The organism is Enterobacter sp. 01-M-03-SI-ECC (assembly GCF_047530215.1).
Lineage (GTDB): Bacteria > Pseudomonadota > Gammaproteobacteria > Enterobacterales > Enterobacteriaceae > Enterobacter > Enterobacter chengduensis.
Window position 1 is genome coordinate 1 of the sequence record NZ_JBLKDA010000007.1, and the last position, 18,321, is coordinate 18,321.

Genomic DNA, 18,321 nt, shown 5'->3' on the forward strand with positions numbered 1-18,321 from the left:
TCAAGGCGTTGCATAGGTCGGGTCTCAGTCCAGGGCATAGCGAGTCTCCTCTTCTATGCCAGTTATAACTGTTACCCATGTATCCGGTCTAAAGTGTTACCCATGTTTCCGGTTCATACCGAAGCGCCACCGGGCAACGACGCGTCTTATACATCATTCCGCGACAGCCCCACGTCCTTGAGCTGCGCGTCGCTCATCTGACTCAGGATGCGGCGGGTGCGGTTGATGCGATACCAGTTGCAGATCGTTTTGCCGATCCAGACAAACGCGACGAACGGACGTTTTGAACGGTTCTCATAGAATTCCATGATGCTCTCCTCACTGTGCCAGTGGGGTTATCATCCTGGAAATCGGTCTGTGCAATACAGATACAAAAACAACTTTTGTTTAACATACAGATCCGCTAAAACAGTATCTGCATGGCAATTATTGCCGCAATCTGTACTGGTTTTATAATCTGTATGGTGAAAACAAAGGATACAGCATGACGCGCTATCAACATCTGGCCAACCTTCTGGCAGAACGCATTGAACAAGGGCTGTATCGCAGCGGCGAACGTCTGCCGTCGGTACGCGCGCTGAGCCAGGAGCACGGCGTGAGCATCAGCACCATACAGCAGGCCTATCAGATCCTCGAAAACCTCCAGCTCATCACCCCTCAGCCGCGCTCCGGCTATTTTGTTTCGCAGCGTAAGGCCCAGCCGCCCGTTCCGGCCATGACCCGTCCGGTGCAGCGCCCGGTGGACGTTACCCAGTGGGATGAGGTGATGATGCTGCTGGACGCCCGCGCCGACAAAGAGATGATCTCCTTTGGCGGCGGCTCGCCGGATATAAACCAGCCGAGCCTGAAGCCCCTGTGGCGCGAGATGAGCCGCATCGCGCAGCATAATCCGGGTGAGATGCTGAGCTATGACGTGCTCGACGGGCGCCTGGAGCTGCGCGAGCAGATCGCCCGCCTGATGCTGGACGGCGGCTCTACCGTGGCGGCGAACGAGATTGTGATCACTAACGGCTGCCACGGCGCGCTGTCGATAGCCCTGCTCTCGGTGTGTAAACCGGGGGATATCGTGGCGGTGGAGTCGCCGTCGTTTCACGGCACCATGCAGATGCTGCGCGGCTTCGACATCAAGGCGATTGAAATTCCCACCGACCCGGAAACCGGGATCAGCATCGAGGCGCTGGAGCTGGCGCTGGAGCAGTGGCCGATCAAGGCGGTGATCCTGGTGCCCAACTGCAATAACCCGCTCGGCTTTATCATGCCGGAAGCGCGGAAAAAGCAGGTGCTGGCCCTCGCCCAGCGGCACGATATCGTGATTGTCGAGGACGATATTTACGGCGAGCTGGCGGCGGAGTACCCGCGCCCGCGCACCATTCATTCAATGGACATCGACGGCCGCGTGATCCTCTGCAGCTCGTTTACCAAAACCGTGGCACCGGGCCTGCGCGTCGGCTGGATTGTGCCGGGGCGCTACTACGACCGGGTGATGCACATGAAATATGCCGCCGGCGGGTTTAACGTGCCGGGCACGCAGATGGCGGTGGCGGCGTTTATTCGCGACGGTCATTACCATCGCCACGTCCGCCGTATGCGCCAGATTTATCAGCAGAATATGGAAACCTACACCTGCTGGGTGCGGCAGTATTTTCCGGCAGAGATTTGCGTCACGCGCCCGCAGGGGAGCTTCCTGCTGTGGATTGAGCTGCCGGAGAAGGTGGATATGGTGTGCGTCAGCAAGCAGCTGTGTCGGCTGAAGATCCAGGCCGCGGCCGGGTCGCTGTTTTCCGCCTCCGGGAAGTACCGCAACTGCCTGCGCATCAACGTGGCGCTGCCGCCGACGGAGAAACATCGCGAGGCGTTGAAGAAGTTGGGGGAAGCGATTGTGATTGCGATGGAGGAGTAGTTTTTTGCCGGGTGGCGGCTTCGCCTTACCCGGCCTACGCTCTTGCCGCTGTAGGCCCGGTAAGCGCAGCGCCACCGGGCAACAGGCCGCGCTACTCGTCGAAGTACCAGTATCCCTGGTTAATCAGCCCGGTGAGCTCTTCAACAAACGCCGGGTTGTTCAGCGCATCGCCCAGCTCGGCCTGGCCGATTTCGGTGTAGCGGCACAGCGCATCCGCCGCCTTCGCGTCTACCGTCTCCAGCTGCTCGCTGTTGATGAAGAAGCTGCCGTTGACGTTCAGCACGCGCAGGCCGCTCAGGCGAGAGAGCGTTTCGCCGCCCTGCAGCGCGTCCAGCACCTCTTCCGGCGCGTAAGGCGGCTCGGCGGCGGCGATATCCAGCTCGTGGCGCGGAGTGGAGACAAAGCTGCCGAACCATTTTGTGAAATCATCCGGCTTGCTAATCATCTCGACCATCATCTGACGAACGCGATCGAGCTCGTACTGCTCAACGCGGCCCGGGTGTTCGCGACAGGTCAGATCCGGATCGCTGTAGTGCTCCCCGCCCAGATCGTTTTCCAGCGCGTAGTCGGCGAAGCTGCTGATCAGATCGCGGCCGTTCGGCCCGCGGAAGCCGACGGAATAGTTAAGCGCCGTTTCATGGGTAAAGCCGTCGTGCGGGAATCCAGGCGGGATGTAGAGAATATCGCCCGGCTCAAGAACTTCGTCGATGACCGGCTCGAACGGGTCGACGTGCAGCAGCGCCGGATGCGGGCAGAACTGGCGCATCGGCAGCTTGTCGCCCACGCGCCAGCGGCGGCTGCCCATCCCCTGGATGATAAACACGTCGTACTGATCGATATGCGGCCCCACGCCGCCGCCCGGCACGGAGAAGGAGATCATCAGGTCGTCCAGACGCCAGTCCGGCAGGACGCGGAACGGGCGCACCAGCTCCGCCGCAGGCATATGCCAGTGGTTTACCGCCTGCGCCAGCAGCGACCAGCCGGTTTCGCCCAGGCCATCAAAGTGTTCAAACGGACCATTGCTGGCCTGCCATTTGCCGTTGAAATGGCTCACCAGACGGCTATCGACTTCCGGCTCCATCGCCAGGCCTGCCAGCTCGTCCGGGGTAATCGGGTCGACAAAATTCGGGAAGGCATTTTTCAGCACGACGGGTTGTTTTTGCCAGTATTTCTCAAGAAATTCCGGCCAGTTCAGGTTCAGTTGATACGCCATGGGTAGCACCAGTGAGAAGGGAAACAGGCGCGATTATAGGCAAGAAGGCAGAGGGGGAACTTGTCATGGGTCAAACCAGCACGCGTACGTGTTGGGTAAGGCGAAGCCGCCACCCGACACGTACGCGGTGCGAAAACTTAGTCCAGCTTCAGCTCGTCATAGTGGGTAATCAGTTTGCCCACGATGCCGTAGTCCAGCGCTTCTGCCGGAGACATCCAGAAGTTGCGGTCGGTGTCTTTTTTCACTTTTTCCAGCGGCTGGCCGGTCGCGTCGGCGATCAGCTTATTCACGCGATCCAGCATGCGGATGATCTCGCGCGCTTCGATCTCAATGTCCGTTGCCTGACCGCGCACGCCGCCCAGCGGCTGATGGATCATAAAGCGGGTGTTTGGCAGCGAGTAGCGGTGCTCTTTTTTCGCCGCCAGGAAGATGGTGATCCCGGCGCTCGCCACCCAGCCGGTGCCGATAACGTGCACTTCCGGGCGGATGAATTTGATGAAGTCGTGGATGGTATCGCCCGCTTCCACGTGGCCGCCCTGGCTGTTGATGTACAGCTTGATCGGATCGTTGCTCACGCTTTGCAGCAGGATCATCTGGGTGATGACTTTCTGCGCCAACTCCTGGTTGATCTCACCGGAGATCACAATCGAACGGGACTCCAGCAGTTTTTGCTGCAGAGCGCCCGCGCCGTTTGACCCTTCCGCCTTTTCCTTGTCGCTCTCTTTCAGTGTGTAGTGCATTGTTATTTCCCTCAGCTTGTCGCGCTCAAAACCAGAGTGTAGCCTGTTTTACGGGTTAAAGTCCTCAGAGACAGATAGCGAAACCTGCGCAGGCAAACGGCACGCCAGTCGATAACCGTTCGCTATACTTCATCTTCATAGGATTATCATATTGTTAAATGATAATTATGAGTGATGTGTTAAGATGAAAGTCAGCAGAAACAGTCTCTTACGTCAGGGGACGTGTTTATTTTCTCGACAGTTAACTCAGCACCGGGGCGGTGAATGGAACACATTGTGTACGTGGTTGACGACGACGACGCGGTCAGGCAGTCCGTTCTCGGCCTGCTGGAATCCGCGGAGATAGACGCCATGGGCTTTTCATCGGCAGAGGCGTTTCTTCAGCACCGCTTTGAGGATCTGCCGTCGTGCGTGATCCTCGATATGCAAATGCCCGCCATCTCGGGCTTCGAGGTAGCCGACGCGCTTAAGGACAGCGGACGCGAGATCCCGATTATTTTTCTTACCGGCCACGGCACCATCCCGATGTCGGTGCGCGCCATCAAAGGCGGCGCCTATGAATTTCTCACCAAGCCCGTGGAATCCGCCGCGCTGATCGACGCTATTCAGTCCGCGCTTCAGCTGGCGGAGAGCAACGCCGAGCGCAACAAAGAGCACTACGCCCTGAAGCAGCGCCACATGTCCCTCACGCCGCGCGAGCACGAGGTGCTGACGCTGGCGATAAGCGGCATGCTGAACAAGCAGATTGCCGCCGAGCTGGGCGTTAGCGAGATCACGGTTAAGGTGCACCGCCGCCGCGTGATGGAAAAAATGCAGGTGCGCTCCGTGGCGGAGCTGGTCAGGGCCGTTGAGCGCCTGACCCACAGCCAGCCTGCGGAGTAAGGTTTATCCCTCCTGCGCGGCCAGCGGCAGCGCAAAGGCAAACACGGTGCCGTACGGCTCCCGGCGGCGCGCGCTCAGCTTCCCGCAGTGGCGCTCAATAATGCTGGCGCTGATGGTCAGCCCCATGCCCATCCCCTGCGCCTTGGTGGAGTAGAACGAGTCAAAAATCTGCTCCAGCCGCTCGGGCTCAATGCCGCTCCCGGTATCGGCAATCTCCACGATAACTTTTCCGTCCGCGTTGGCGGTGCTGAGGGTGATGGTGCAGGCGCGATCCTTCACCTCGGCCATCGCCTCTACCGCGTTCATCACCAGGTTGAGCAGCACCTGCTGGATCTGCACGCTGTCGCCGGTGATAAAGCTGTCCTGCGCCTTTAAAAGATAATCCACGCTAATGTGTCTCTGCTCCAGCTCGCTGCGGGAGAGCGCGATGATATGGTGGATCAGGTAGTGCAGATCGATGCGCGCGAAGGTCGGATCCTGCTTGCGCGTCAGGGACTGGATGCTGCGAATGATCTCCCCCGCCCGCGCGCCCTCCGCGGCGATCTCCTCCAGCCCTTCCCGCACTTTATCCAGCCGGGCGGGCTCGCGGTTGAGCCAGCGCAGGCTCGCCCCGGCGTTCGAGACGATCGACATCAGCGGCTGGTTGATCTCGTGGGCGATAGAGGAGGTCAGCTGCCCGACGGTGGTGGCGCGCGACACCCGCGCCAGATCCGCCTGCGCCACACGCATGGCATCCTCCGCGGCGCGCTGGCTGGTGATATCGGTGATGATGCCGTAGTACTCGTTTACCTCGCTGCCCACGCCCACCGGATCGCCAATCCCGAGGATATAGCGCGTCGAGCCGTCGGTACGCTTAATGCGAAACTCCGCGCGCATGGAGAGCCCCTCGCGCACGCTCTGGGTGACGATGGCGCTGATGCGGGCGTAGTCATCCTCATGGACGAAGGTCAAAAACTCCGCCATGGAGATCATCTTTTGCTGCTCGGGCAGGCCGAGAATGCGGGCGTACTCTTCGGACATGAACATCAGATCCTGCTGCAGCTCCCAGCGCCAGCTGCCGGTGTGGCTGATCTGCTCGCCCAGCATCAGCGAGGTCTGGCTGGCGCGCAGCTCTTTCTCCACCCGTCGGCGCTGAATGTTCTCCGCCAGCAGCTCGGCGTACAGCCGCGCCGTCTCCAGGGATACCGCCGCCTGCGCTCCCAGCAGGCTCACCACGCGCGAGTGCTCGGCGGTAAAGACCTCCGGCATCAGGCGGTTTTCCAGGTAAAGCACGCCCACCAGCCGCGCCTGCTTGAACATCGGGACGCACATCACCGCCGCGCCCGAGGTCACCAGATAGGGATCCTGGCTGAAGGGATGGAACTCCTCCGGCTTGCCGGTGCGGATCTCCTGCCCGGTACGGATCACCGCCGCCAGCACCGACAGCGGCAGGTCGGTCGCCGTCGGCACGTCTTTCAGGATCCGCACCCGCACGCCCTCGGTGCTGGTCCAGGCGCTGGCCTCGATCTCCGGGATCAGGTTATCGCTCACGCGAAGCAGCAGCCCGCGCTGCGCCCCGGCGCGTTCGAGGAGGATCGTCATCAGGTTTTCGATTAAGCGCTCAAGGTTGATCTCTTCCGACAGCGCGCGGGAGGCTTTGATCACGCTCTGCAGATCGCGGATCGTCTCATTCTGGGCGAACGCCACGGTGTCATAGGCGCTGGCCTGCCCGGAGGCCAGCAGGTGCGGGAAATCCTGCTCCAGCTGGCGCACCTTGGCCTGCGCCCCGGCGCGGCCCCAGGCGGCAATCGCACCGCGGAAGTGCGCGTCCGAGGCGGTCGGGTAGCCGCAGGCCAGCGAAAAGCGCCCCGCCAGCTCGTGGGCCAGGGCGTTGATCGGGTTAAACCCGCCCTCCCGTGACAGCCGGACCGCCCTCTCATACTGCTCCAGCGCAATGCTGTTCATCCCGTCAAGACGCACGATTTCGGCGTAGATCAGCGCTTCTTTGTCCGCGAACGTGCCGGGATTAACGCGCGCCCAGAGGGCGATTTTGTCGTAGTGGGCGTGAATGCTGCGCCGGTGATTCGCCGAGAAGGTCTCCGGCGTCAGCTGGCGGGAGAGCGCCAGCGCGCTGTAGAGGTGGTAATCCAGCAGGTGGATATGCCCCGGCGCGGACCACGCGTACCAGCCCGCCATCTCGAGATCCGCCTGCGCATGGGCAAATTCGCCGCAGGTAAAGTGCGCCATGCCGCGATAGAGCCAGTACCAGAACAGCATGGTCGACGTTTGCTCAGGCGCCTGCTCCGGCGACGCGGGAAGCAGCGCCTCCGGCAGGACCTGCGAGGCGGTCCAGGTGCCGATAACCGGCGTGCGCAGAAACTCTACGTAGCCGCGCTGCACCATCAAAATAGCTTCCACGTCCTGGAAGTGGGTCTTCCGCACAAACGCCAGGCCGCGATCGATGCTGGTCAGCACGCCGTCCAGATGATCGCCCCGCGAGAGGAAGTTGATGACCTGATGACAGGCCGCAAAGCAGGCCATCGTCATATCCCCGTGCGTCACCGCCGAGGTGAAGCAGGCCTTTGCGCACTCGATGGTGAACGACAGCGGCTGGGTCCAGACGCTGAGCTGATCCAGCGGCAGCAGGGTTTTGGCTTCAAACGTATCGTACCCGTGGCGGCTCACCAGCTCGCGGGCCAGGGTGCCGTACTGGAACCCGAGGCGGTACTCGGCGTAGCGGTGGCCCATCAGCACGCCAAACCAGGCCATCGCCGTGGTGGACGCGCCGGTGATGCCGTGGTCGAGGGTCAGGTGCATCATGCGGCAGAGCAGCAAAAAGTGCAGGCGCGGGCAGATGAAGCTGGCGCAAATGCTGGCGCTGTAGAGCAGGTTCATCACCGCTTCGGTTTCCGGGTTATCCATCCGCGAGAGCGGGACAAACAGGGCCTGCGGCGCGTCGCCCGCGCGGCGGCAAAAGTGGTCCCAGGCCTCGTCACAGTCGGCATCTTCCGGATAGCGGCCGATCTGGATGCCAAAAATCCCCAGCCAGCAGAGCGCCGCCTCGAGCGCCAGACGGCTGTCCGACTGGCGAATGTAGACCTCCACCAGCAGGTTGGCCGCCAGCGCTTTTTCGGTCAGCCCGCCGGGGCAGCCGAGGATCGCGTCGCACAGCTCGCGGGTACGCTCCAGATTTCCCAGCGCAAACTCGCAGCCCGCCTCTTCGATATCAAGCATAAAGTCTGACACCGCTCCGGCGTTGCCCAGCGCTCTGGCCGTCTGGATATAGCCGAGCGCCGAAAGGTAATCCCCCGAGCGCTTCGCGCGGCGCGCGGCCAGCAGGCTCAGCTCGCGGAACCTCTGGCGCTGCGGCGCGGGCTGGATGCTGTCCAGCGCGGCCGTGACGTGGTGAACGGCGCGGAACAGCAGCTCGTTCCCCGCCGCCTGACGCGCGGCGTCGGCCAGCAGGCTGGCGGTGGTCAGGTGAAGATGGCTTTTCTCATGCCGATCCAGCAGCGCGAAGGCGGCCTCCTGAACCCGGTCGTGGGTGAAGGAGTACGCTTTTCCCGTCAGCACGATCAGCTGCGCCATCACCGCCGGGTGCAGCGCGTAGCGCATTTCCGCCATCGACATGCCGACCACGCGGCAGATCATCTCCATCTCGCCGGTGCCGCCAAGACAGGCGAGGCTGCCCAGCAGGCGGCGCGTCTCGTCGGGCAGCTCTTCAAGCTGCTCCAGCACCAGGGTGACGACGTTTTCGGTATAGTGCCGGGCGCGGATCGCCTGCAGATCGTAGTGCCACCTGTCCTGATATTTGTTGTGTACTACCAGGCCGTCGTCGACGATGCGGCGGAAAAACTCGTGCACAAAGAGCGGGTTGCCGCCCGTCTTCTCGTGGATCAGCGTCGCGAGATCGGTCGTCGCCGCGCTGCGGGTGCGAAATACCGTCGCCAGCCAGCGCGCCACCGCTCTCACCGAGAGCGCCTGCGGGACGATCTCGCTCGCGTTCTGCGCCGCCTCCGGCAGGCCCGCCAGCTGCCCCCGCAGGGCTTCGTCGGCCACGGAGCCAATATCCCGGTGCGCCACAACCACCAGCAGCGGCACCGCGCCGCAGTTCATCAGCACAGCGTTGAGCGTGTGCAGGCTGGCGGCGTCGCTCCACTGGAGATCGTCGAGCACCAGCACCAGCGGGCAGCCCTGCGAGGCAAAGGTTTTCACCAGCGCCAGCACCATATGGCTGAAGCGCGCCCGGGCATCAATGGAAAAGGTATCCGCCGAGAAGCGCGGCCTGCTCTCAAGCAGCAGGCCCAGCTCGGGCACCAGGCTGACGGCCAGCGCTTCATACCCTTCCAGCGCGCGCGACAGGCGGATTTTCCACTTCGCCACGTCGTCCGCGGGCAGCCCCAGCAGGTGCAGCGTCAGGCTGCGGAACGCGGAGCTGAGTACGCCGTAGGGCAGCGACGGCGAAAACTGATCGACTTTGCCCACCGCCAGCAGCACCGTCCGCTGCTGCAGCGTTTTAAGCGCCGTCGCGATGATCGAGGATTTGCCGATCCCCGACGGCCCGCCGATCGTCACCAGCTCCGGCACCCGGTTCTGCCTCACCCGCTCAAACGCGGCTATCACGTCATTCGCCTGCGGATGCGTGGCGAACAGGGAGTCCGCCAGATGGATCGCCGGAGTGCGGTCCTGCTGGCCGGGGGTAAAGGGAAGGATCTCGCCCTCGCAGGTCAGCGTCGCCTGGCAGCGGCGGAGGTCGGCAATCAGCCCGTCGACCGTCTGGTAGCGGTTATCGGGATGCTTCTCCAGCAGCTTCAGGATGATGGTCGACAGCATGCCCGGCACGTCCGGGCGGATCGCGTCCGGAGCCAGCGGCGCCGAGGCAATATGGTAGTGCGCCCAGTTGTCCCGATCGTCCTCTCCCAGCTCAAACGGCAGGCGTCCGGTCAGGAGTTCATACAGCACCATGCCGAGGCTGTAGAGATCGCTGCGGCAGTCAACGGCGCGCCGGGTGCGGGTAGTGTGCTCCGGCGACATATACGCGGGCGTTCCGCCCTGCACGGCAAGGCGGGTCTGGGAGAAGGCTTCGGAGAGGCTGCAGGAGAGGCCAAAGCTGCCCAGGCGGCAGGTGGCATCGTGATGAACAAAAATCGAGCCGGGTTTGATATCGCCGTGGATCAGGTTTTGCAGGTGCATCTGGCGCAGGGGAGCACAGATCTGGATCGCCATCTCGATAAAGCGCGTGATGCCCGAGATCGCCCTGCCCGCGCGCCGCGCCAGCAGCTCAAACGCAAACGGGGCGTACACCAGCGCGAAGCGTCCCCGGTACTGGGTGGAGGCGACGGCGCGGATGGCCCAGCCGTCCTGCAGCACGTCACGCAGCGCAAACTCGTTTTTAAGCAGCCGGGTGGCCCGCTCTTCCTCTTCGTCGCTCACCGCGGTGGCAATAATGAACGAGCCGCCGGAATGCGGATGCCGCGCGTGCATCCAGGCGATACCGCCCTCCTGCGCCAGCACGGTAAAAATCACATCCTCTTTAAGGACAAAAACCCGCCCCTGGTGAAGATTCACCTGGGCGGGCCAGAATGCAGGCTGCTCGTGTTCGTTCATCCGCGATCCTTATTGTCGGCGGGCCAGCTCCCGCTGAATATGATCCAGCAGAATATCGATGTTAATGGGCTTACGCAAAAATGCAGCGGCGCCCAGGCTGAGGGCGTACCGCTGCATATTTTCATCAGCATGACCGGAGATAAAGATCACGGGCGGCGGCGGAACGGCGAGCAGCCGCAGCTTATCAAACAGCTCCAGGCCGCTCATGCCCCGCAGCTTGAGATCGGCGATCACCAGCGCCGCGCCGGACAGGGCGAGCGGATGGCTCAGAAACACCTCTGCCGAATCAAACGTATCGGTCGAATAGCCTTCCGACTCCAGGAGATTACTCAGCCCGCTGCGGACGGAACGTTCGTCATCAATGATGGCAATGCGCCACGGCAGCGTCATGCTGTCTTTCCTCTCACAAATCATTAAGCGTCGCGATCGTCCTTCGCGGGCGCCGGGGGCGCCGTGCCGCTGATTTTCGGTACGCATTCGTGACGAAACCAGGCGAGGGTAAGCGGTTCGCGACTCAGTAAACGCCGTCCCACCGGGATGAGCTGTTCGCCCACCAGCATGCCAAACAGGCCAAGCAGGGCAACAACCGGCGGCGCCGGGGAACGGACGTCGAGCAGGGCGTAAATTACCCCAGCTGCCACGCCGCACACCAGCGAAATTATCCACGCTTTCATGACGATGCTCCCGTCTGCGAAGTGCCCTGCGGAGCGGTCACCTGAGGCGGCGGCGCGCCGTCGCGGGATAACAGATGCCGCGTCGCCTGTTCACCCGCCAGCATCCCCAGCAGGCCAATCAGCGCCAGCGCGGGCGGCGCGGGGGATCGCACCTTCAGCACGGCATACATCAGGCCAATCAACACGCCTGCGGCAAGGGATATCAGCCCAGTACTCATTGTGAACTCCAGAGAAAGAGGCAGCGGCGAGCCGGATGAGGGACCAGCCCGCCGACAAGGCTTAGCGAGCCGGAACCGGCGCTAAGGTGCGGTGCTCGCTCTTCTGGCGAGACGGCGCTTTGTGCACCATGGTGTAGGCGTAATCGACGCCCATGCCGTAGGCGCCGGAGTGCTCGCGCACGATGTCCATCACCGCGGTGTAGGTCTCTTTACGCGCCCAGTCGCGCTGCCACTCCAGCATCACCTGCTGCCAGGTCACCGGGATCACGCCCGCCTGGATCATGCGCTGCATCGCGTAGTCGTGGGCTTCTTTGGAGGTACCGCCGGACGCGTCCGCCACCATGTAAATTTCGTAGTCGCCTTCCAGCATCGCGCACAGGGCAAAGCTGTTATTGCACACTTCGGTCCACAGGCCGGCAACCACCACCTTCTTCTTGCCGTTGGCCTTCAGCGCGTCGCGCACCTTCTGGTCGTCCCATGAGTTCATGGAGGTACGCTCCAGAATGTCCTGACCCGGGAAGACGTCCAGCAGCTCAGGATAGGTATTGCCGGAGAAGCTTTCGGTCTCTACGGTGGTGATGATGGTCGGGATGTTGAACACCTTAGCCGCTTTCGCCAGCGCCACGGTGTTGTTTTTCAGCACCTGGCGGTCAATAGACTGCACGCCAAACGCCATCTGAGGCTGGTGATCGATAAAGATGATCTGACAGTTCGCAGGGGTTAACACTTCAAGCTTTGAAGAGGTCATAGCATTTTCCAGTGGTTAAGGGGAGAAATCGCCGGGATCGCCACGGCGATAAAGTCACCCTCATCCTGCGGTTTATCGCCCCCGGGCGTAATTATCTCTTCGTATAGTTAACCTTAGGTATAGTTATACTTTGGTATACCTATCCTATTGTATAACTGGATCTTTGCCGAAACCGGTTCCCATAATCCTGACCATTCCCCTCTCAGTCAGGAGCAGTTATGGTTACCCTCGGTAAAGCCGATCTCATTCTGGTTAACGGCCAGTTTCATACCGTCGATCGCGAGAACCCCATCGCGGAAGCCGTTGCCGTGCGCGATGGAAAATTTCTGGAAGTGGGTACCGTTGCCGAGATGATGCAACACCACGGCGACGGTACGAAAGTGGTCGATTTGAAAGGCCACACCGCCATCCCCGGGCTGAACGACTCGCACCTGCACCTGATCCGCGGCGGGCTGAACTACAACCTCGAGCTGCGCTGGGAAGGCGTACCGTCGCTGGCCGACGCCCTGCGGATGCTGAAAGAGCAGGCTCTGCGCACGCCGTCGCCCCAGTGGGTACGGGTGGTTGGCGGCTGGAGCGAGTTCCAGTTCGCCGAGCGCCGCATGCCGACGCTGGACGAGATCAACGCCGCCGCGCCGGACACCCCGGTCTTCATCCTGCACCTCTACGACCGCGCCCTGCTCAACCGCGCCGCGTTGAAGGTAGTGGGCTACACCAAAGACACGCCGAACCCGCCGGGCGGCGAGATCCAGCGCGACGCCAACGGCAACCCGACCGGGATGCTGATTGCCCGCCCTAACGCCATGATCCTCTACGCCACGCTGGCCAAAGGGCCGAAGCTGCCGCTGGAGCAGCAGGTCAACTCCACCCGCCAGTTCATGCGCGAGCTGAACCGCCTGGGGCTGACCAGCGCTATCGACGCGGGCGGCGGCTTCCAGAACTACCCGGAAGATTACGAGGTGATCGCCGAGCTGCACCAGAAAAAGCAGATGACCATCCGCATCGCCTACAACCTGTTTACCCAGCGTCCGGGCCACGAGCTGGAGGACTTTGAAAAATGGACCGACATGCTCACGCCGGGCCAGGGCAGCGACTTCTTCCGCCACAACGGCGCGGGCGAGATGCTGGTCTTCTCCGCCGCCGATTTTGAAGACTTCCTCGAGCCGCGCCCGGATCTCGCCCCGGGCATGGAGGACGAGCTGGAGCGCGTGGTGCGCCATCTGGTGGAGCACCGCTGGCCGTTCCGCCTGCACGCCACCTACAACGAGTCCATCAGCCGCATGCTGGACGTTTTCGAGAAGGTGAACCGCGACATTCCGTTCAACGGCCTGCACTGGTTCTTCGACCACGCGGAGACCATTACCCAGGCCAACATCGACCGCATCAAGGCGCTCGGCGGCGGCATTGCCGTGCAGCACCGTATGGCCTTCCAGGGGGAGTACTTTGCCGAGCGCTACGGCATCGACGCCACCCGCCACACGCCGCCGGTGGCGAAAATGCTCGAGACCGGCGTGCCGGTGGGCTTAGGCACCGACGCCACCCGCGTGGCGAGCTATAACCCGTGGACCGCGCTCTACTGGCTGGTCTCCGGCCGCACCGTCGGCGGGATGCAGATGTACGACCACAGCGCCCGTCTGGACCGCGATACGGCCCTGATGCTCTGGACCCAGGGCAGCGCGTGGTTCTCCAGCGAGCAGAATCAGAAGGGGCAGATTAAAGTCGGCCAGCTCGCCGACCTGGCGGTGCTCAGCAAAGACTACTTCCGCGTGCCGGAAGAGGAGATTAAGGGCATCGAGTCCGTCCTGACGGTGGTCAACGGCGACATCGTCTACGCCGCGGGCAGCTTTGGCCCGCTCGCGCCGCCGGCGATTCCGGTTCTGCCCGAGTGGTCCCCGGTGGTGAAGGTGCCGGGCCACTACCGCAGCGCGCCGCCGCAGGCCGCACGCGTGGGCATGAGCGCCGTCCACCACTGCAGCGGCCCGTGCGGGGTTCACCGCCACCAGCATGATTTTGCCCGCACGTCAGAGATGCCGGTGTCCGACGATAACGCTTTCTGGGGGGCGCTGGGCTGCAGCTGCTTTGCATTCTGATGAAAAACACCACTATGCCGCCCCGGATCGACCTGGGGCTGTTGTTCCTGCGCCTGACGGGTAGCCTGCTGTTGCTGTACGTGCACGGCCTGCCGAAGGTGCTGCACTTCAGTGAAGAGCTGACGCGCATTGAGGATCCGTTCGGCTTCGGGCCTTATGCCAGCCTGATCCCGGCCATCGTAGCCGAGGTGGTTTGCCCGCTGTTTATCATTGCGGGCGTCTACACCCGCCTGGCGTGCCTGCCGATTATCGCCGTGCTGCTGGTGGCGATGCTGGCGGTCCACCCGAACTGGTCGATTGCCGAAGGGCAGTTTGGCTGGCTGCTGCTGATTATCTTCACCACCCTTGCCCTCACCGGGCCGGGCCAGTGGCGGCTGCCGCGTAAGGCAGCGGAGAGGTTTGCATGACCCAGGTTAACGACGTTCGCGACGCACACGTCGAGACGACGCCCGCATCAACGGTTTCGCCCTGGCAGCCGCTGAGCCAGCCGGTGTTCAGGATGCTGTGGATCGCCACGGTGGTCTCTAACGTCGGCTCATGGATGAGCGACGTCGGCATCAACTGGAGCATGCTGACCCTGAGCGCCGACCCGCTGGACATCGCGCTGGTGCAGGCGGCCAGCAGCCTGCCGATGTTTCTCTTTGCCCTGCCGTCCGGGGTGATGGCGGACATCGTCGACCGACGTAAATACCTGCTTTTCTCCCAGCTGTGGGTGTTCATCGCCGCCGCCGGACTGACGGTGCTCTCCTTCACCGGACACGTCACCCCCGCCGTGCTGCTGGTGGCGACGTTTCTGCTGAGCGTGGGCGCGGCGATGAGCTCGCCGCCGTTCCAGGCGGTGGTGCCCGATCTGGTGAGCAAGCCGGAGCTGGGTGCCGCCGTGGCGCTGAACTCGCTCGGGGTGAACATCAGCCGGGCAATCGGCCCCGCGCTGGGCGGCTTTCTGCTGTCGCTCGCCGGGCCGTGGATGGTGTTTGCCCTGAACGCGCTGTCCGTGGTCGGCGTGGCGTGGGTGCTGTGGCGCTGGCGTCCGGCGCCGTCGGTGCAGCGCCTGCCGCCGGAGCACTTCTTCTCGGCGGTGCGATCCGGCATCCGCTACGTGCACGCCGCGCCGGTGCTGCGCAACGTGCTGGTGCGCACCGTGGCCTTCTTCGTTTTCGGCAGCGCGGGCTGGGCGCTGCTGCCGCTGGTGGCGCGCCGCGAGCTGGGCTTAGGCCCGGCGGGCTACGGCGTGATGCTGGCGTGCATTGGCCTGGGTGCCATTGCCGGAGCCATTCTGCTGCCGCGCCTGCGCCAGCGGCTGAACGCCGACCGGCTGATGGTGGCCGCCAGCCTGACCTTTGCCCTGACCATGCTGGCGCTGGCGTTTGTGCGCCACGTCTGGCTGCTCAACCTGTTTGAGTTCTTCACCGGCTTCGCGTGGATTGCGGTGCTCTCCACCCTCAACCTCGGGGCGCAGCGCAGCGCCGCCCGCTGGGTGAAGGCCCGGGCGCTGGCGGTCTACCTGACGGTGTTCTTCGGCTCGATGACCGCGGGCAGCGCCCTCTGGGGGCAGATCGCCTCCCGGTTCGGCACCCCGACCTCGCTGGTGGTCGCCACGCTGGGGATGGTGCTGGCGAGCGCGACGGTGTTCCGCTGGAAGCTGGAGAAAGACCCGGATTTAAACCTCGACCTGAGCGGCCAGCCGCTGGACGGCGTGGAGATTGACCTGCCGAACGAGCGCGGCCCGGTGCTGGTGTCGCACGAGTACCTCATTGACCCGCAGAACGCGAAGGCCTTCCTGGAGACGGTACACGAGCTGCGCCGGGTGCGCCGCCGCGCCGGGGCGATGAGCTGGGCGGTGTACGAGGATATCGAGCGTCCCGGCCTGTTTATCGAGACCTTCCTGATGGGCTCGTGGATTGAGCATCTGCGCCAGCAGGAGCGCCACACCATGAATGACCTCCTGCTGCAGAGCCGCGTTCTGGCTTTTCATCAGGGCACAACCTCACCGGCCATTCGCTACCTGGTCGCGCCGGTATAACCATAACCATCACCTGTACAGGAACACACTATGGCAACGTTTAAGGCAAAAGACGGCACGCAGATTTACTACAAAGAAGGCGGCGCGGGCAAACCGGTTCTCTTCAGCCACGGCTGGCCGCTGGACGGCGACATGTGGGACAGCCAGCTGAACTACCTGGCCGAGCGCGGCTTCCGCGCCATCGCCTTTGACCGCCGCGGCTTTGGCCGCTCGGATCAGCCGTGGAACGGCTACGACTACGACACCTTTGCGTCAGACATCAACGACCTGATCACTACCCTGGACCTGCAGGACGTGACGCTGGTGGGCTTCTCCATGGGCGGCGGCGACGTGACCCGCTACATCAACAACTACGGCAGCGCGCGCGTCGCCGGTCTGGCGCTGCTGGGCGCGGTGACGCCAATCTTTGGTAAATCTGAGACCTTCCCGCAGGGTGTGGATCAGAGCGTGTTCGACGGCATTCGCGACGGGCTGCGTAAAGATCGCGCCCAGTTCATCAGCGACTTCGCGACGCCGTTCTACGGCACCAACGCCGGGCAGACCGTCTCTGCCGGAGCCCTGACCCAGACGCTGTACATCGCCCTGCTCGCGTCCCTGAAGGGCACCATCGACTGCGTGACCGCCTTCGGCGAAACCGACTTCCGCCCGGATATGGCGAAAATCGACGTGCCGACGCTGGTGATCCACGGCAGCAACGACCAGATCGTGCCGTTTGAAAGCACCGGCAAGCTGGCGGCAGAGATGATCAAAAACGCCACGCTGAAGGTGTACGACAACGCGCCGCACGGCTTCGCGCTGACCCACCAGGACCAGCTCAACGAAGATCTGCTGGCATTTGTGAAGTCGCTGTAAGTTCCCGGGGCTGACGCCAGAAGGCGTCAGCCTGAATATGCACTTCCGGACATACCAAATTTAAGCGTAGAACTCCCTCTCCCTTGTGACTAGTATTCCTTCATTTCAAAGGGAGACTACATAAGATGAATATACAGTTTCATAAGCGGCTAACTCGAAAGTTTATCATCGCTATTTTAACATCCTCTTCATTTGTCACAGCCTGTACATTTAGCGTTATATGGTTCTATCTTGCGAATATTGACCGGCTTGATATTTTATATGATGCGTTGAGCGTGAGTAGCGCAGTAGGAATAATATTTGGGTTTACCCTTGTCTCACTACTTGGCTTCAGCCTTGTCATTTTTATCTCATCTTTCCTTGCTTACTTAATTTACACCGCACATGAGAAAGAGTTTGTTAAATACGAAGGATTGACACATAGCTTTACCTCAGTCTGTTTTGGTAATAGCGTTGTGATGTGCGTTGTGCTTATCGGAGCGTTCTGCTTACAATTTTTTCTGCATGTAAATGGTTTTATCGTTCTTGCCTTAGCGATAGCAATAATACTGACCGCATCGTATGGCTTATGCTACAAGCTTATGTTCAACGTTCAGTCATATAAGGATGTTGATGATACGCGTGATGTAAAATATTTGCAGAAAAACGCCGTCAGGAACTGGCTGCCTCTGTTATTGATTGCCCCTGCTTTTACACAAATCTTCCCACTCATTTTTATCGCGGGTCAGCTAGATTTTAACGAAGAAAGTAATACGTTCTTACAGGTTATCATTTTCCTTGCACTCTCGGTCGCGATGATTATTGTGGGTATATTCCCAGGAATGATCCTGATAAACGAAAAGAAAAATAAAAATTTATTGCAAATAATCATTTATACACTAATCATTATTCCTGTCAGCATGCTTGTCCTGACAATGATTTTCCGCCCCACCCCTAATATGATCATTAACATGACCATGAACCTTTCCGGCATTAGCGACTGGCGCACACATCAATATTACATAGATACTCACACTCACCCGACAGCGATGTTTGATGGTTTAACATGGAACACACGTTACTATAAAGATATCCCTTCGAGATTCTTTATCACCGGCGTAAACATTTTCTCGCTTGGAAACATTCAGCTTATTTGCCCTACGCAAATCAATCATGCCAGATCGCTGAGCCTGAAAACTACGCCCGACAACTTTGACGAATATGACCTTCGCATAAAACGGTTAAAAAACACCGCTATGAAATGTATCCCGTTTAAGAAGGATGAGATACACCAATGGGATTCGCCTATAGCTGAACCTGTTTATTTTCAGAAAATTAAATCTACCGATGATAGCCTTTTATTAAAGTTGCTTCATGATATCAAGTAGCTTTTTAAGAAACGCCCGCAGCGCGGGC

At 61.2% G+C, this 18,321-nt stretch carries 15 protein-coding genes; 7 read left to right on the forward strand and 8 right to left on the reverse strand.

The genetic code is table 11. The annotated features are described in order from the left end of the window. Nucleotides 1-146: 146 nt before the first annotated feature. On the reverse strand, nucleotides 147-308 hold the full coding sequence (locus ACMWKK_RS08680) for a DUF1127 domain-containing protein (RefSeq protein WP_045327503.1): 162 nt from the start codon (nucleotides 306-308) through the stop codon (nucleotides 147-149). 176 nt (nucleotides 309-484) lie between these two features. Here ACMWKK_RS08680 and ACMWKK_RS08685 point away from each other — a divergent pair, with 176 nt between their 5' ends. Next, nucleotides 485-1,900, forward strand: coding sequence for a PLP-dependent aminotransferase family protein (locus ACMWKK_RS08685; RefSeq protein ID WP_045327502.1), 1,416 nt, complete (start codon nucleotides 485-487; stop codon nucleotides 1,898-1,900). A gap of 91 nt (nucleotides 1,901-1,991) precedes the next feature. Here ACMWKK_RS08685 and ACMWKK_RS08690 read toward each other — a convergent pair whose 3' ends face one another. Together ACMWKK_RS08690 and ACMWKK_RS08695 are read right to left on the reverse strand one after the other, a co-directional pair. Then, complete coding sequence (locus ACMWKK_RS08690; protein WP_112781848.1) at nucleotides 1,992-3,113, reverse strand: cupin domain-containing protein; 1,122 nt, start codon at nucleotides 3,111-3,113, stop codon at nucleotides 1,992-1,994. Between the two features lie 137 nt (nucleotides 3,114-3,250). Then, nucleotides 3,251-3,853 carry an ATP-dependent Clp protease proteolytic subunit gene (locus tag ACMWKK_RS08695; protein ID WP_024909504.1) on the reverse strand — a complete coding sequence of 201 codons (603 nt, stop codon included), beginning with the start codon at nucleotides 3,851-3,853 and terminating at the stop codon, nucleotides 3,251-3,253. Nucleotides 3,854-4,117: 264 nt separating this feature from the next. On the opposite strand from ACMWKK_RS08695, the gene ACMWKK_RS08700 reads away from it, so the two are divergent. Continuing rightward, nucleotides 4,118-4,735 (forward strand): response regulator transcription factor, encoded by a 618-nt coding sequence (locus ACMWKK_RS08700; RefSeq protein ID WP_112781847.1) that lies wholly within the window; start codon nucleotides 4,118-4,120, stop codon nucleotides 4,733-4,735. A 3-nt stretch (nucleotides 4,736-4,738) separates the two neighbouring features. Here the strand turns inward: ACMWKK_RS08700 and ACMWKK_RS08705 are convergent, their stop codons facing one another. The 5 genes from ACMWKK_RS08705 to ACMWKK_RS08725 all read right to left on the reverse strand — a co-directional run bounded on the left by ACMWKK_RS08705 (nucleotide 4,739) and on the right by ACMWKK_RS08725 (nucleotide 11,961). Beyond that, nucleotides 4,739-10,321: an ATP-binding sensor histidine kinase gene (locus tag ACMWKK_RS08705; RefSeq protein ID WP_112781846.1), complete on the reverse strand. Its 5,583-nt coding sequence runs from the start codon at nucleotides 10,319-10,321 to the stop codon at nucleotides 4,739-4,741. Nucleotides 10,322-10,330: 9 nt separating this feature from the next. Further along, nucleotides 10,331-10,711 (reverse strand): response regulator transcription factor, encoded by a 381-nt coding sequence (locus ACMWKK_RS08710; protein ID WP_045327493.1) that lies wholly within the window; start codon nucleotides 10,709-10,711, stop codon nucleotides 10,331-10,333. 23 nt (nucleotides 10,712-10,734) lie between these two features. Further along, a complete protein-coding gene (locus ACMWKK_RS08715; protein ID WP_112781845.1) occupies nucleotides 10,735-10,995 on the reverse strand; it encodes a XapX domain-containing protein in 261 nt (86 codons plus the stop codon). Further along, nucleotides 10,992-11,213 carry a DUF1427 family protein gene (locus ACMWKK_RS08720; RefSeq protein ID WP_112781844.1) on the reverse strand — a complete coding sequence of 74 codons (222 nt, stop codon included), beginning with the start codon at nucleotides 11,211-11,213 and terminating at the stop codon, nucleotides 10,992-10,994. The genes ACMWKK_RS08715 and ACMWKK_RS08720 overlap by 4 nt, the downstream gene beginning before the upstream one ends. A gap of 61 nt (nucleotides 11,214-11,274) precedes the next feature. After that, on the reverse strand, nucleotides 11,275-11,961 hold the full coding sequence (locus ACMWKK_RS08725) for a hydrolase (RefSeq protein WP_008501349.1): 687 nt from the start codon (nucleotides 11,959-11,961) through the stop codon (nucleotides 11,275-11,277). 218 nt (nucleotides 11,962-12,179) lie between these two features. On the opposite strand from ACMWKK_RS08725, the gene ACMWKK_RS08730 reads away from it, so the two are divergent. The 5 genes from ACMWKK_RS08730 to ACMWKK_RS08750 all read left to right on the forward strand — a co-directional run bounded on the left by ACMWKK_RS08730 (nucleotide 12,180) and on the right by ACMWKK_RS08750 (nucleotide 18,293). Then, nucleotides 12,180-14,051, forward strand: coding sequence for an amidohydrolase (locus ACMWKK_RS08730; RefSeq protein WP_112781843.1), 1,872 nt, complete (start codon nucleotides 12,180-12,182; stop codon nucleotides 14,049-14,051). Beyond that, nucleotides 14,051-14,458, forward strand: coding sequence for a DoxX family protein (locus ACMWKK_RS08735; protein ID WP_045327486.1), 408 nt, complete (start codon nucleotides 14,051-14,053; stop codon nucleotides 14,456-14,458). Before ACMWKK_RS08730 ends, ACMWKK_RS08735 begins: the two co-directional genes overlap by 1 nt. Continuing rightward, complete coding sequence (locus ACMWKK_RS08740; protein ID WP_112781842.1) at nucleotides 14,455-16,074, forward strand: MFS transporter; 1,620 nt, start codon at nucleotides 14,455-14,457, stop codon at nucleotides 16,072-16,074. The genes ACMWKK_RS08735 and ACMWKK_RS08740 overlap by 4 nt, the downstream gene beginning before the upstream one ends. Before the next feature lie 30 nt (nucleotides 16,075-16,104). Next, nucleotides 16,105-16,926, forward strand: a complete 822-nt coding sequence (locus ACMWKK_RS08745) for an alpha/beta fold hydrolase (protein WP_112781841.1) — start codon at nucleotides 16,105-16,107, stop codon at nucleotides 16,924-16,926. A 125-nt stretch (nucleotides 16,927-17,051) separates the two neighbouring features. Continuing rightward, nucleotides 17,052-18,293: a hypothetical protein gene (locus ACMWKK_RS08750; RefSeq protein WP_236653107.1), complete on the forward strand. Its 1,242-nt coding sequence runs from the start codon at nucleotides 17,052-17,054 to the stop codon at nucleotides 18,291-18,293. Nucleotides 18,294-18,321 lie beyond the last annotated feature (28 nt).